Source organism: Streptomyces sp. NRRL S-920 (assembly GCF_000717945.1).
GTDB lineage: Bacteria > Actinomycetota > Actinomycetes > Streptomycetales > Streptomycetaceae > Streptomyces > Streptomyces alboniger.
In genome coordinates, this window is record NZ_JODF01000042.1 from 24,896 (window position 1) to 39,015 (window position 14,120).

At 73.2% G+C, this 14,120-nt stretch carries 9 protein-coding genes; 3 read left to right on the plus strand and 6 right to left on the minus strand.

Annotated features, from left to right (window positions below; genetic code table 11):
* Positions 1–45: 45 nt before the first annotated feature.
* Positions 46–4,665 (plus strand): hypothetical protein, encoded by a 4,620-nt coding sequence (locus IG54_RS0126120; protein ID WP_030789283.1) that lies wholly within the window; start codon positions 46–48, stop codon positions 4,663–4,665.
* Between the two features lie 9 nt (positions 4,666–4,674).
* On the opposite strand, the gene IG54_RS0126125 is transcribed toward IG54_RS0126120, so the two are convergent.
* The 5 genes from IG54_RS0126125 to IG54_RS0126145 all read right to left on the minus strand — a co-directional run bounded on the left by IG54_RS0126125 (position 4,675) and on the right by IG54_RS0126145 (position 11,711).
* Positions 4,675–5,796 (minus strand): aromatic ring-hydroxylating oxygenase subunit alpha, encoded by a 1,122-nt coding sequence (locus tag IG54_RS0126125; protein ID WP_030789286.1) that lies wholly within the window; start codon positions 5,794–5,796, stop codon positions 4,675–4,677.
* 26 nt (positions 5,797–5,822) lie between these two features.
* Positions 5,823–6,977 (minus strand): N-methyl-L-tryptophan oxidase, encoded by a 1,155-nt coding sequence (solA, locus tag IG54_RS0126130; RefSeq protein WP_030789289.1) that lies wholly within the window; start codon positions 6,975–6,977, stop codon positions 5,823–5,825.
* A 15-nt stretch (positions 6,978–6,992) separates the two neighbouring features.
* Entirely contained in the window at positions 6,993–9,506 is a 2,514-nt protein-coding gene (locus tag IG54_RS0126135; protein ID WP_030789292.1) for a GcvT family protein, read from the minus strand.
* A 17-nt stretch (positions 9,507–9,523) separates the two neighbouring features.
* On the minus strand, positions 9,524–10,609 hold the full coding sequence (locus IG54_RS0126140) for an S-(hydroxymethyl)mycothiol dehydrogenase (protein ID WP_030789295.1): 1,086 nt from the start codon (positions 10,607–10,609) through the stop codon (positions 9,524–9,526).
* Between the two features lie 250 nt (positions 10,610–10,859).
* Positions 10,860–11,711 (minus strand): IclR family transcriptional regulator, encoded by an 852-nt coding sequence (locus tag IG54_RS0126145; RefSeq protein ID WP_234336350.1) that lies wholly within the window; start codon positions 11,709–11,711, stop codon positions 10,860–10,862.
* A gap of 188 nt (positions 11,712–11,899) precedes the next feature.
* Here IG54_RS0126145 and IG54_RS0126150 point away from each other — a divergent pair, with 188 nt between their 5' ends.
* Together IG54_RS0126150 and IG54_RS0126155 are read left to right on the plus strand one after the other, a co-directional pair.
* Positions 11,900–12,262, plus strand: coding sequence for a bifunctional 3-phenylpropionate/cinnamic acid dioxygenase ferredoxin subunit (locus IG54_RS0126150; protein WP_030789302.1), 363 nt, complete (start codon positions 11,900–11,902; stop codon positions 12,260–12,262).
* A gap of 20 nt (positions 12,263–12,282) precedes the next feature.
* Entirely contained in the window at positions 12,283–13,572 is a 1,290-nt protein-coding gene (locus IG54_RS0126155) for an NAD(P)/FAD-dependent oxidoreductase (protein WP_078594523.1), read from the plus strand.
* Here IG54_RS0126155 and IG54_RS0126160 read toward each other — a convergent pair.
* Complete coding sequence (locus IG54_RS0126160) at positions 13,569–14,114, minus strand: hypothetical protein (RefSeq protein ID WP_030789309.1); 546 nt, start codon at positions 14,112–14,114, stop codon at positions 13,569–13,571. The genes IG54_RS0126155 and IG54_RS0126160 overlap by 4 nt on opposite strands.
* Positions 14,115–14,120: the final 6 nt, after the last annotated feature.

Genomic DNA, 14,120 nt, shown 5'->3' on the forward strand with positions numbered 1-14,120 from the left:
CCACCTCCCCGCCGTCCCCACGACTTACGACGAGAGTCCGCCGCCATGTACGAGCTGTCCCGGATCCGCCTCTACTCCATCGGTCCGGCCGGTGCGCGCTACGCCGACACCGTGCTCGACCTGCGCGGCGTGGGCGCCGAGGTGCCCGACCCCGCGCCCACCCAGGCGGAGTTCTTCGAGGACGAGCCGACAGGACCGCCGCGCCGCCCCGCCCCCGCGGGCGTGCTCTTCCTGGAGAACGGCGGCGGCAAGTCCGTCCTGCTCAAGCTGATCTTCTCGGTGATGCTGCCGGGCCACCGGAACACCCTCGGCGGCGCCAGCTCCGGCGTGCTGCGCAAGTTCCTGCTCGCCGACGACTGCGGGCACGTCGCCCTGGAGTGGCAGCACACCCGCACCGGCGAGTGCGTGGTCGTCGGCAAGGTCAGCGAGTGGCGGGGGCGGCAGGTCTCGAACGACCCGCGGAAGTTCGCCGAGGCCTGGTACTCCTTCCGGCCCGGACCCGGCCTGAGCCTGGACTCGCTGCCGGTCGCCGAGTCCACCGCCGTACGCCCCTCGGCGGAGGGCGCCTCGGGCGCGCAGGGCCGACGGCGCACCATGAAGGGCTTCCGCGACGCGCTGACCGAGGCCGGCAAGGCGTACCCCCACCTCGAAGTGCACTGGGAAGAGATCCACGACCGCTGGAACGAACACCTCGGCGACCTCGGCCTCGACCCCGAACTCTTCCGCTACCAGCGGGAGATGAACGCCGACGAGGGCGAGGCCGCCGGTCTCTTCGCCGTCAAGAAGGACTCCGACTTCACCGACCTGCTGCTGCGCGCCGTCACCGACACGCGCGACACGGACGGCCTCGCCGACCTCGTCCACGGCTTCGGCAACAAGCTGGGCCGACGGTCCGAGCTGATGGCCGAGCGGGACTTCACCGCGGGCTCCGTCGACCTGCTCGGACGCATCGTCGACGCCGCCGAGACCCGCTCACGCGCGCGTGACGTCCACGCGGCCGCCGAGCGCAGGACCCGCACCCTGGCCCGCCGCCTCTCCGCGCGCGCCGTCGAGGAGCGGGGCCGCGCCGCCACGCTGGCCGAGCAGGTCACCGCCGCGGCCCACACCGTCACCCAGGCCGAGCAGGCCCGCGGCAAGAGTGCCCTGATCTCCGCCGAACTGGCCTACCGCCACGCCTCCTTGGCGCTCACCGTCGCCGAGAAGGCCGCCGCGGCCCAGCGCCGCGAGCTTGCCGACGCCCGTACGCTGCACGCCGCCTGGCAGGCCGCCGAGGCCGTGCTGCGCCACCGCGCGGCAGCCGACCGCTCCACGCGCGTGGCCGCCGCGATCCGCGAGGCCGAGCGCGACGCCGCGCCCGCGCTCGCCGCCCGCGCGCAGGCCGCGTCCGACCTGGTCCGCGCCCTGCACACGGCCGCCGAAGGCGCCGAGAACCTCGCCAACGAAGAGGAGGAGCGCTCCGCCGCCCTCCAGGAGACCGGCGAGACCGCGCACCGCGACGCCACCGCCGCCGCCACCGAGGCCCAGCGGGCCCGCAGCGAGGCGGGGCACCTGAAGCAGCGCCTCACCGAGGTCGAGCAGGAGACCGCGGAGGCCGTCCGCGCGGGCTGGCTCGACGACACCGCCCCCGACGCCGACCCCGCCCGGGCCGCCCTCGCCGCGAGCGACGCCGAGAAGACCACCGTCGCCGCGTGGGACACCGCGCGCGAGGCCGCCCGCCGGGCCGCGGACCACGCCAAGGAGACGGCCGCCGCCGAGGCCCGCGCCGAGCTGACCGCCGCCCGCGCCTCGGACGCCGCGACCGCCGCCGAGGCCGCCCACGACGCGGAGCGCCGCGCCGCTGAGTCCATCGCCGGGGACGAGCGGCTCGCCGAACTCCTCAGCCTGCCCGCCAAGAACGGCGGCAGCGGCGTGCCGCAGCCCCGCCAGGGAGCCGAGACCCGCACGGAGAACACCCTCTCCGTAGAGGCGTTGGACCGCTCGGCCGACGATCTGCGGGCACTTCTCGACGAGGGCGTCGCCTCCGCCGAGCGGCAGCTCTTCGACCTGCGCACCGCGGCCGCCGACGACTCCCGCATCCTCGGGGCACTGGGTGACGGGGGACTGCTGCCGCCCGGCCCGGACGTCCTCGCCACCGTCGAGTTCCTCGGCGAGCACGGCATCCCCGCCCTCCCCGGCTGGCGCTACCTCGCCCAGGCCGTCGACCCCGCCGACCACGCGCGCGTGCTCGCCGCCAGGCCCGAGCTGGTCGACGGCGTGGTCATCACCGACCCGGACACCCACGCCCGCGCCCGCGAAGCCCTCGCGGACGCCGCCCTGCTGCCCCGCTCGGCCGTCGCCGTGGGCACCGCCGCCGCCCTCCTCGCCCCCACGCCGGGCGAGCAGGCCACGGACAGCGGCGTGTTTCTCGTACCGCCGAACCCGGCCATGCACGACGAGCACGCCGCCGACGAGGAGCGGCAGGCGCTGCGCGCGCGGGCCGCCCAGCGGGACGAGGAGATCCGCGCGCTCGCCGTCCGGCTCGCCAAGGACCGCGAGCTGGCCGCGCGTCTCGCCTCCTGGCGGACCGGCTGCCCGAGCGGGCGCCTCGCCGAACTCGCCACCGCCGCGCGGGAAGCCCGCGCTTTCGCCGAGGAAGCCGAAGCGGAGCTTGCCGAGGCCCGCACCGCGCGCGCCGAGGCCGACGAGGCCGCCGCGGAGGCGGCACGCGTGCGGGACGAGCGCCAAGAGGCCGCCCAGCGCGCCCGCCGTGCCGCCGACGCCCTCGCGGGCCTCGCCTTCCGGCTCCGTGAGCGGGCCGGCTGGCAGGCCAAGCTGCGCGAACTGGCCGACGACGCCGTCGAGTACGAGGCACGCGCCCAGACCTGCCTGGACCGCGCCCGCGCCGCCGACGAGGACCGCCGCGCCGCCCAGCGCGCCGCCGACGACGCCCGCCGCACCGCCCGCGCGCTGCGCGCCGAGCGCGCCGAGATCGCCGGCGCCCCTGAGGACGTACCGCAGGACACACCGCCTCCCAAGACGTCGCTGCCCGCCCTCCGCGAGGCCTACCGCGCGGCATCGCAGCTCTACGAGAAGGTGGGAGTCGGCGCCGACCTGCGGGCCGAGCAGGCCCGCGCGGAGAGCGACGAGAGCGCCGCCCTCGCCGAACTCGACCGGCTCAGCAACAAGGTCCGCACCCGCGCGGCCCTGCTCCTCGAAGGCACCGACGGTTCCGACGGCCCCTCCCGCCAGGCCGCCGCCGCGCGCGCGGAGGCGCAGGTCCAGCTCATCGAGGCCCGCGCCGCCGCCGCGAGCGAGCAGCTGGGCCGACTGCGCGGCGAGGCCGAGCGGCACGCCCCCGAGGACGGCGAGGCACACACCGAACTGCCCGACGAGCTGGTGCCCGCCGACGCCGAGCAGGCCCAGGCGCTGCTGCGCACCGCCACCGGCGAACTGGCCGCGCACACCGAGGCGCTGGGCCGCGCCAAGGAGGCCCACGCCGCGCTGCTCCAGGCCCACCGCGCCACGGAGGACGCCGCGGGCGGCTTCGACGAGACGGCCGCCCTGCTGCGGGACCTCCTGCGCGAACACCACGAGGAGCCCGAGGAGGAGCCCGAGGCCTATCCCGGAACCCTCGAAGAGGCCCGCCAGGCAGCCGCCGAGACCCGGCGTTCGCTGCGGGGCTGCGCCGCCGACCTGTCGACGGCGGAGTCCGCCGTCCGCGAGGCGAGCGACATCCTCGTACGCCACGCGAACTCCACGCGGTACGAGCAGGTCCGCACCCCCGCCCGCCAGCAGATCCGCGAGCTGCCCGCCTCCGCGCTGCCCGAGCACGCCAAGAAGTGGGCCGACGCCTTCGCGCCCCGGCTGCGGGTGCTGACCGACGAGCTGGAGCAGCTGGAGCGCAACCGCGACAGCATCGTCGACCGCCTGCGCGGCCTGGTCGAGTCCGCCCTCGCGACGCTCAGGTCCGCCCAGCGGCTGTCCCGCCTGCCCGAGGGGCTCGGGGAGTGGTCGGGCCAGGAGTTCCTGCGGGTCCGCTTCGAGGAGCCCGACCAGGCCACCCTCGTCGAGCGCCTCGGCGAGGTCATCGACGACGCCACGCGCGCGGCCGTGAAGAAGAACTCGGACATGCGGCGCGACGGCATGTCCCTGCTGCTGCGCGGTGTCCAGGCCGCCCTGGAGCCGCGCGGTGTCGCCGTCGAGATCCTGAAGCCGGACGCCGTGCTGCGCGCCGAGCGGGTGCCCGTCGGACAGATGGGCGACGTCTTCTCCGGTGGCCAGCTGCTCACCGCGGCCATCGCCCTGTACTGCACGATGGCCGCCCTGCGCAGCAACGACCGGGGCCGCGACAAGCACCGCCACGCGGGCACGCTCTTCCTCGACAACCCCATCGGCCGCGCCAACGCCACGTACCTCCTGGAGCTCCAGCGGGCCGTCTCCGACGCGCTCGGTGTGCAGCTGCTCTACACCACCGGCCTGTTCGACACCACGGCGCTCGCGGAGTTCCCGCTGGTCATCCGCTTGCGCAATGACGCGGACCTGCGAGCGGGCCTGAAGTACATCAGCGTCGAGGAGCATCTGCGCCCCGGCCTGCCGCAGCGCGACCCCGACGACCCCGACGGCGAGACGGTGCACGGGGAGATCACGGCGACGCGGATGTACAAGCGCCCGGCCGCCACGGCGTAGGGGGCGGTGCTACGCAGCGAGTTGTCTCGTCAGCCACTCGTGGAAGATCCCGATGTGGTGCTCGGTCGGCACCAGCACCCCGCCCTCGCGGTAGGCGCGTGACGCCATCGCGGGCTGGGTGCGCTCGCAGGCCGCGAAGTCCTGGGCGTTGACCCGGTGGAAGAGTTCCACGGACTTCGACAGGTCGGCGCCGGACGCGACGACGTCGGGTGCGTACAGCCAGTCGCACTCGACGACCGTGCGGTCCTCGGCCAGCGGAAACAAGCGGTGCAGGATCACGTGGTCGGGGACGAGGTTGAGGAACACGGTCGGTTTCACGGTGACCGCGTAATAGCGGCGGTCCTGGTGGTCATCGACCTCGGGGAGGCGGCCGAAGCCCGCGCTGCCGTCGACGGTGAAGCCGCCGACCTCCTCGCCGAACGCCGCGCCGTGCCCGACGTAGTACTGCGCGGCGAAACCGCCCGCGAACTCCGGGAGGACGTCGGTCAGTTCGGGATGGATGGTCGCGCAGTGGTAGCACTCCATGAAGTTCTCGACGATCAGCTTCCAGTTGGCGCGTACGTCGTACGTGACGCGTCTGCCGAGTGCCAGCCGCTCGGTGCCGTAGCGCTCGATGGACGCCGTGTCACCCAGACGTTCGGCCGCGGCGCCGATGACGGTCTCCTCGAAGGAGGGCGGTTCGTCCGCCAGGCACACCCAGGTGTAGCCGAGCCACTCCCGCAGGGCCACCTTGACCAGGCCGTAGGCGGAGCGGTCGACGTCCGGCATCCTCATCAGGTCGGGCGCGGCGATCAGCTTGCCGTCGAGGTCGTATGTCCAGGCGTGGTACGGGCATTGGAGGGTGCGGCGGACCTGCCCGGACTCCTCGGTGCACAGGCGGGCGCCGCGGTGTCGGCAGACGTTGAGGAAGGCGCGCGGCTCCCCGGTGCGCGAGCGGGTGAGAAGGACGCTCTCCCGGCCGACCTGGACCGTGCGGAAGGCGCCCGGCTTGTCGAGGTCGGCGCTGCGGACCGCGCAGAACCAGAGGGCCTCGAAGACGCGCTCCTGTTCCCGCCGGAAGAGTTCCGGGTCGGTGTAGTAGCGGCCGGGGAGGGTCGCGATGAGACTCGGGGGCAAGGGGGTCGTCGTCACGGTCGTACTCCTCGGGCGGGCGCTCCTCAGGCGGGCGCGGCGGTGAGACGGCTGGGGTCGAAGAGGTCGATGGGGTGTCCGGTGGTGCCGTCCAGTGCCAGGTCGGCGACGATCTCGCCGACCACGGGTACGAACTTGAAGCCGTGGCCGGAGAATCCGGCCGCGACGGTGACCGCCCCGGGGTGCGCCGGATGGCGCGCGATGACGAAGTGCTCGTCGGGCGTGTTGGAGTACATGCAGGTCGCGGCCTTGAGGAAGCGGCCGGGGAGGGACGGGATCAACCGGCCCACCTGGTCGGCCATCGCGGCGACCTCGTCTTCGTGGACCGTGCGTTCGATGGTCTCCGGGGTGCAGGGCGTGCCCTTGCGGAAGAAGGCCACCTTGGCGCCCAGCTCGGGCCCGTCGATGGATGGGAAGCCGTACACCTGTACGCCCTGTGCGTCCTCCCAGATGTAGATCGGGTGGTTCTCCGGCAGGAAGGGCCGCACACCTCCGGTCGGCTGGAACCAGTACATGACCTGCCGTTCGATGCTGAACGCCACCCCCAGATCGGTGAGCAGCCGCGGCGCCCAGGCCCCGGGACAGAGCACCAACTGGCCCGCCGTGTAGGTGTCCTCGGCGGTGTGGACGCGCACACCGTCCCGGCAGGGCTCCCAGCGCGTCATCGGCTCCTCGAAGTGCAGGTCGGCGCCGTCGCGCGTGGCGAGCTGGAGGTGAGCGGCCACGGTGTTCTCGGGGCGGACGAGACCTGCCCGCGCCTCGTACAGCGCCACTTCGTCCTCGCGCGGGGTGAGGGTCGGGAAGCGGCGGCGGATCTCCTTCGCGTCGAGCATCTCGTGCGGCAGCCCCCACCGCTCGGCGGAGAGCAGTGAGCCGGACACCGGGCGGCTGTCGGGGCGCCCGAGCATCACGCCGCCGCACAGGGTGGCGATCTCGCGGCCGGTGTCCCGTTCGAGGCGGTCGTACAGTTCGTAGGCGCGCAGGAGCAGCGGGACGTACGCGGGATCCTCGAAGTAGGACTGCCGGGTGATGCGGGAACCGCCGTGGCTGGAGCCGTGGTGGTGCACCGGACCGAACTTCTCCAGACCGAGGACGCGGGCGCCGCGCGCGGACAGGTGGTGGGCGGCGGCGCTGCCCATCCCGCCGAGGCCGATCACGATCACGTCGTAGGTGGGGGACACCTGTGCCTCCTGCGGCTAGCGGCGGATCCGGGTCATCTCCGGGTCGAACAAGGGCTCTTCGGCGACCGTCGCGGGAACCTTCTCGCCGAAGTACTCCACGTGGACGCCCGTGCCCGCCTCCAGAGGCGGCAGCCAGGCGTACGCGACGCACCGGCCCAGCGTGTAGCCGTACGAGGCACTGGTGACGTACCCGGCAGGGGCGCCGTCGGCATACACGGGCTCCTTGCCGAGGACGACGGCGGCCGGGTCGTCGAGGAGGAGGGCGGTGAGCTTGCGTGTAGGCGGCCCCAGGGCCTCCAGCGCCGCACGGCCCACGAAATCCCCCTTGTTCATCCGGACCGCGAAGCCGACGCCCGCCTCGTAGGGGTTGTGTTCGGTGGTCATGTCGTGGCCCCAGGCGCGGTAGCCCTTCTCCAGGCGCAGGCTGTTGAACGCGGAACGTCCGGCCGCGATCACGCCGTGCGCGCGCCCCGCCTCCCACAGCGTGTCCCACAGACGGAGCCCCAGGTCGGCGGTGGTGTACAGCTCCCAGCCCAGTTCACCGACGTAGGACAGGCGCATCGCGGTGACCGGGACGTACCCGATGTACGTCTCCTTGGCCTTGAAATAGCCGAACGCCTCGTGCGAGAAGTCGTCGTGGGTGAGCGGCTGCACGAGTGCGCGAGCCAGCGGGCCCCAGACGCCGATGCAGCAGGTCCCCGAGGTGATGTCCCTGAGGTGGAGGTCGTCGGGGGCGTGCCGCAGCAGCCAGTCGAGGTCGGCGGGGGAGTTGGCGCCCACCTGGAAGCGGTCGGGCGCGAGGCGGGCAACGGTCAGGTCGGAGCGGATGCCGCCCGCCTCGTCGAGGAGCAGGGTGTAGGTGACCGCACCGGGCTTCTTGGCGAGGTTGTTGCTGGTCATGCGCTGGAGGAAGGCGAGTGAGCCGGGGCCCGTGACCTCCAGGCGGCGTAGCGGCGTCATGTCGTAGAGGGCGACCCTCTCGCGGGTGGCGCGCGCCTCGGCCGCCGCGATCGGGGACCAGTGGCGTGCTGCCCAGGCGTCGCGCGGGGGTGGCTGGAGGTCCACGGCCAGGGACGCGTCCGCATTGAAGGTCAGGGATGCGTCCGCATTGAAGGTCAGGGATGCGTTCGACTCGTACCAGTGAGGGCGCTCCCAGCCGCCGCCCTCCAGGAAGACGGCGCCCAGCGCCTCCTGCCGGGTGTGGAAGGGGCTGACCCTTAAGGGGCGCGGCTCGTCCAGGGGCTGGAGCGGGTGGAGGACGTCGTAGACCTCGACGAACTGCCGGGCGCCGCGCTCGGCGACGTACGCCGGCGAACGCTGGACGTCCTCGAACCGCGTCAGCTCGCACTCGTGCAGGTCGAGTGAGGGCCGCCCGTCCACCATCCACTCGGCGACGGCCGCGGCGACGCCCGCGGAGTGCGTCACCCACACCGCCTCGGCCAGCCAGAACCCGCGCAGCGCCCGGGACTCGCCGAGCAGCGGCATCCCGTCGGGCGTGAAGGAGAAGACGCCGTTGAACCCCTCCTCGATCCCGGCGCGCTCAAGGGCGGGGAGCAGTTGTCGGCAGTCCTCCCAGCTGGGCGCGAAGTCCTCCTCGGTGAAGGGGTACGAGGACGGCATCACCTCGGCGTCGTCGTAGGCGGGGACCGCGAACGGGTCGACGGGCAGCGGCCGGTGGGCGTACGAGCCGATGCCGATGCGGTTGGTGTGCTCCCGGAAGTACAGATCGCGGTCCTGGTGGCGGAGGATGGGACGCGACGCCTCGGTGCGCGGGTCGTTGACGCCCGCCAGTTCGGGCAGCGGCCCGGTCCGCGCGTACTGGTGGGCGAGCGGCAGCAGGGGCACGTCCACACCGGCCATCCGCCCGATCACCGGGCCCCAAAAACCGGCCGCCGAGACGACGTGGTCGGCGGGAAAGGTGCCGCGGTCGGTGACGACGGCCGTGACATGGGCGCCGTCCCGCTCGATACCCGTCACCGTGTGCCGGCCCAGAAAACGTGCTCCACGCGCGCGTGCCCGTTCCCTCTGCGCCCGGCAGGCGAGCACGGCGCGGGCCAGGCCGTCATCGGGCGTGTGCAGACCGCCGTACAGCCGGCTCTCGTCGACGAGCGGCCACAGCTCCTTGCAGCGTCCGGGCCCGACCAGCTCGGCGCGCACACCCCAGGAGGCGGCGAAACCCGCCCTGCGGTGAAGATCGGCCCAGCGCTCGGGCGTGGTCGCCAGTTCGAGACCGCCGACGGGGTGGAAGCACGGGAGCCCGTCCACCTCAAGGGAGCCGAACTTCTCCACGGTGTACTTCGCGAACGAGGTGAGGGTTTTGGACGGCCCCGTCTGGAAGACCAGCCCCGGGGCGTGCGAGGTCGAGCCGCCGGGCGCGGGCAGCGGCCCCTGGTCGAGCACGGTGACATCGGTCCAGCCACGGGCGGTCAGCTCGTCGGCGAGCGAGCAGCCGACGATCCCGGCGCCGATGACGACGACGCGGGGGTTTCCTCCGGCGGGGCGGCTCGCAGGACTGGCAGAGTGGCTCACAGGAGTGGCGGGGCGGCTCACAGGACCACCACCGAGCGCAGCACCTCGCCGCGCCGCATCCGGGCGAAGGCCTCCTCCACCTCGTCCAGCAAGATCGTCTCGGAGACGAAGCCGCCCAGGTCGAGACGGCGGTCGAGGTACTGGTCGACGAGGATCGGGAAGTCCCGGGTGGGCAGGCAGTCCCCGTACCAGGACGACTTCAGGGCACCGCCGCGCGAGAAGAGGTCGATCAGCGGCAGCTCGACCGTCATCTGCGGATCGGGCACCCCGACCTGGACCAGCACGCCCGCGTGATCGCGCATGTAGAAGGCCTGTTGGTACGTCGACGGGGTGCCGACCGCGTCGATCGCGACGTCGACCCCATGGCCGCCGGTCAGCTCACGGACGGCCGAAACGGGCTCGGTTCCGCGGGAGTTGACGGTGTGCGTGGCGCCGAACCGGGTCGCCCCGTCCAGCTTCGCGTCGTCGATGTCGACGGCGATGACGCGGCGCGCGCCGGCCAGGGACGCCCCGGCGATCGCGGCGTTGCCGACGCCGCCGCAGCCGATCACGGCGACGGTGTCCCCGCGTCCCACCCCGCCGGTGTACACGGCGGCCCCGTACCCCGCCATCACGCCGCAGCCGATCAGGCCCACGGCCTCGGGGCGCGCCGCGGGGTCGACCTTCACCGCCTGCCCCGCGGCGACCAGCGTCTCGTCCGCGAAGGCGCCGATGCCGAGGGCGGGGCTCAGCGGCGTGCCGTCGAGGAGCGTCATGGGCTGGGTGGCGTTGCGCGAGTCGAAGCAGTACCAGGGGCGGCCGCGCAGACAGGAACGGCAGGACCCGCAGGGCGCGCGCCAGGCGATCACCACGTAGTCGCCGGGGGCGAGATCGACGACGTCCGCGCCGACCGCCTCGACGGTGCCCGCCGCCTCATGGCCGAGCAGGAACGGGAAGTCGTCGTTGATGGCGCCCTCCCGGTAGTGCAGATCCGTGTGGCAGACCCCGCAGGCCTGTACGGAGACACGCACCTCTCCCGGACCGGGATCTGGCACGACGATCGTCTGCACCTCGACGGGTGCGCCCTTCTTCATGGCGACGACGGCGCGGACCTCGTGGGGCACGGCCAGACTCCTCTGCTGTTGCGTACTACACGATGGGTTGCGCTATGAGAGACATAGTGGGAACGCCATCAAGAGGCCGTCAAGGGGGCGGAGTTAACCCTTCGCGAAACAGTGGGGTCGACCTTTCGCGAATCAACGGGGGCGCCCCTTCGCGAAACAGCGGGGGGGGGTGGCGAAAGCTCGCCGGTACGCGCGTGGGCGGGACCGGGGAATCCGGTCCCGCCCTCGGCGGTTCGCGAAGAGCGCGCTGTCAGAAGCCGTACCCCATCCGCCGGGACAGCTCCACCGACGCCGCGACCGTGCGCTTGGCCAGCTCGGTCAGGCGGTCCTCGGTCAGCCGGTACACCGGCCCCGACGCGCTGAGCGCCCCGATCACCTTGCCGTCGTGCGCGCGCACGGGCGCGGCGACGGCGGCGAGCCCCACCTCCAACTCCTCGACGGCGATGGCGAAGCCCCGCTCCACGACGGTCTCCAGCTCGCCGCGCAGCGCCACCGTGCCGGTGACCGTGTGCTCGGTCATGCGGGGCAGCGTGCGGGCGATCAGGCCCTCGCGCAGTGTCGTCGGCAGATGCGCGAGCAGCACCTTCCCACTGGATGTGGCGTGCAGCGGGGTGCGCCTGCCGAGCCAGTTCTGCGCGGTCACGGAGGCCGGGCCGCGCGCCTGCATGATGTTGACCGCGGCGTCGTCGTCGAGGACCGCGATGTTGACGGTCTCGCCCAGCTCGTCCGCGAGTTCGCGGCAGACCGGGCCGCCCTCCTGGGAGATGTCCATGCGCACTGCCGCCGCCCCCGCGAGGCGGAGTACGCCCGCACCCAGGAAGTACTTCCCGCGATCCTTGGCCTGGCCCACCAGGCCGCGGTTCTCGAGCACCCCGAGGAGTCGGAAGGCCGTCGACTTGTGGACGCCCAACTCGTCGGCGATCTCGGTCACTCCCGCCTCGCCGTGCCGCGCGAGGATCTCCAGAACGCTCACCGCGCGGTCCACGGACTGGACGGAGCCGGCGGCCGTCTTCGGCTGCCTCTCGCGTGGACCGCCGCCCGGCTCCCTGTTCCGATCAGCCTGCTTCCGCTTCTGATCAGCCTGTTTCCGCGTGCCGGTCATAACTCAACTCTCGCCTCCTGGCGGCCGGTTGAAGCCGCGTCTGCGGGAAGCCCTTGACGCGGCGGGCTCCCCGACCGGATTCTGTTGCGCATAGCGCTCCCTCGTGCGCCATGTGAAACATCATGTTATCGAAGGGTCTTGGCCCCAGAAGGGGCGAGGACCGGGCCGAACGAACCAGAGGGGGGCCCATGATCGCCGTATGCCGCCTCGAAGACCTTCCCGCGGGCGAGTCCGTCCGCCTCGACACCGCGCCGCCCGTCGCGGTGTTCAACGTCGATGGTGAGCTATTCGCCATCGACGACACATGCAGTCACCAGGACGCGTCCCTGTCGGAAGGGTGGCTCGAGGGCTGCCTGATCGAATGCCCGCTCCACGCCGCCTCGTTCGACCTCCGCACCGGCCGCCCCACCTGCCTTCCGGCGCGCAGGCCCGTCCGTACCCACCAGGTATACGTCGAGGACGGCGTGATCCACGTGCGACTGGCCACCGCGGAGAAGGGGGTCGCGGGGGAGGGCCCCGCCGCCTGCGCGGAGGAGGGATCCGCCGCGTGAAGGCTGTCACCACAGGCGGCATGAAGACCGTCACCGTGGTCGGTGCCTCGCTCGCCGGCCTGTACGCGGCACGAGAACTGCGCGCCCAGGGATTCGACGGGCGCCTGGTGGTCGTCGGCGCCGAGCCGCACCACCCGTACGACCGGCCGCCCCTGTCCAAGGGGTTCCTCACCGGCGAGTGCGCCGAGCCCCAACTCGCCCTGTCCGACACCGAGGAGGCGGCGCAGCTCGACGCCGAGTGGATCCTGGGGACCCGCGCGCGTGCCCTCGACGCGCGCGGCCGCACGGTAGTCCTGGATAACGGCCGGACGCTGGCGAGCGACGGCGTGGTGATCGCCACCGGGGCCTTCGCGCGACGCCTGCCGGGGCCCGCGCTCACGGGCGTGCACACGCTGCGCACGTTGGACGACGCCCGCGCGCTGCGTCGAGACCTCATCCATGGCCCGCGGCGTGTGGTCGTGATCGGCGGTGGCTTCATCGGCGCCGAGACCGCGTCCTCGTGCGTGGCGCTCGGGCATGACGTCACGGTCGTCGAGGCCGCGCCGCTACCGCTCGCCGCCCAACTCGGGGCCGAGATGGCATCCGTGTGCGCGGCACTGCACGCGCGGGGCGGGGCGCGGCTGCTGACAGGCGTCGAGGTCGCCGCGCTGCGCGGCGCCGGCCCGACCACCCTCGGCGGGGGAGCCGTCACCGCCGTTGAACTGTCCGACAGCCGGCTGTTGCCCGCCGACGTGGTCGTCGTCGGCATCGGCGCGGCCCCCAACACCGGCTGGCTCACGGGCTCTCCCCTCGCCCTGGACGACGGCGTGCTGTGCGACGAGGGCTGTGTCACCACACTGCCCCAGGTCGTCGCGGTCGGCGACGTCGCCCGCGTCGGCGGGGTCCGCGCCGAGCACTGGACGAGTGCTACGGAACAACCCCGTGTGGCGGTAGGGAACTTGCTCGCGCGCCGCACGGTGGAGACGGCGCGCCCGCTGCCGTACTTCTGGTCGGACCAGTACGGCTCACGCCTCCAGTTCGCCGGGCGGCGCCGCGAAGGCGACACCGTACGCGTCGTCGAGGGCTCTCCGGACGCTTCGGACGGGGACGGTTTCCTCGCCGTCTACGAGCGCGCGGGCCGCACGACCGCGGTACTCGCACTCGATCGCACCCGGCCCTTCACGAAGGCGCGCAGGGCGCTCATGGCCGCCGCGGCCACGGACCGGGAGGCGGAACGGGAGCGCGACGAGGAAGGGGAGCGCGAGGCGGAACGGGAGCGGGAGACGGAACGGCAGGCGGAGTACAGGGAGGATGCGGCCAGGGTGTCCTAGGAGTGCGACAACTGCCCCGGCCGCCTCCGTATACGTTCCTTGCCGCGCGCCGCCACCCGCGCCAGACGGCGGGCCCGGCGCCGCTCGCGTCGCAGCCGGCGCGCCGTGCTGCTCGGCATCGACACCACTCCGTGTCGTTGGTTCCACACCTGGCGGGTCACCCATACGTCGAGCACGCCCCAGGTGGCCACGACCGTACTGGCCACACTGCTCAGCACCATGGGGAAGGAGAGCCAGGAGCCCGCGAGCGCGGTGAGGAAGGCGACCATCGCCTGCACCAGCGTGACGGCCACGATGATCACGGCCCGCACGGCCGCCGTCCGCACGGGATCGGGCAACCGCCTTCTCCGGGCGGGCTCCTCGATCCACAGCGGCGGGCGGGGCTCCGGACGCGCTTCCTTGCTCGGGTTGACACCGACCTCCCTCGGGGCGACATCTGCCTCCCGCCGGACGGCACCGACCTCCCGCGGCGCGACACCGCGCGCCGCTGCCTCGACGGCCCCACCGCTCCCTGACGCCTTGTGGCGCTCTGCCGTGCCCATCATTTC

What these genes read in the sequence shown, in the direction of transcription:
- IG54_RS0126160 (WP_030789309.1), bottom strand. Translation starts at nt 14,114, where the DNA reads ATGGGCACGGCAGAGCGCCACAAGGCGTCAGGGAGCGGTGGGGCCGTC.
- IG54_RS0126145 (WP_234336350.1), bottom strand. Translation starts at nt 11,711, where the DNA reads ATGACCGGCACGCGGAAACAGGCTGATCAGAAGCGGAAGCAGGCTGAT.
- IG54_RS0126155 (WP_078594523.1), top strand. Translation starts at nt 12,283, where the DNA reads ATGAAGACCGTCACCGTGGTCGGTGCCTCGCTCGCCGGCCTGTACGCG.
- IG54_RS0126150 (WP_030789302.1), top strand. Translation starts at nt 11,900, where the DNA reads ATGATCGCCGTATGCCGCCTCGAAGACCTTCCCGCGGGCGAGTCCGTC.
- IG54_RS0126120 (WP_030789283.1), top strand. Translation starts at nt 46, where the DNA reads ATGTACGAGCTGTCCCGGATCCGCCTCTACTCCATCGGTCCGGCCGGT.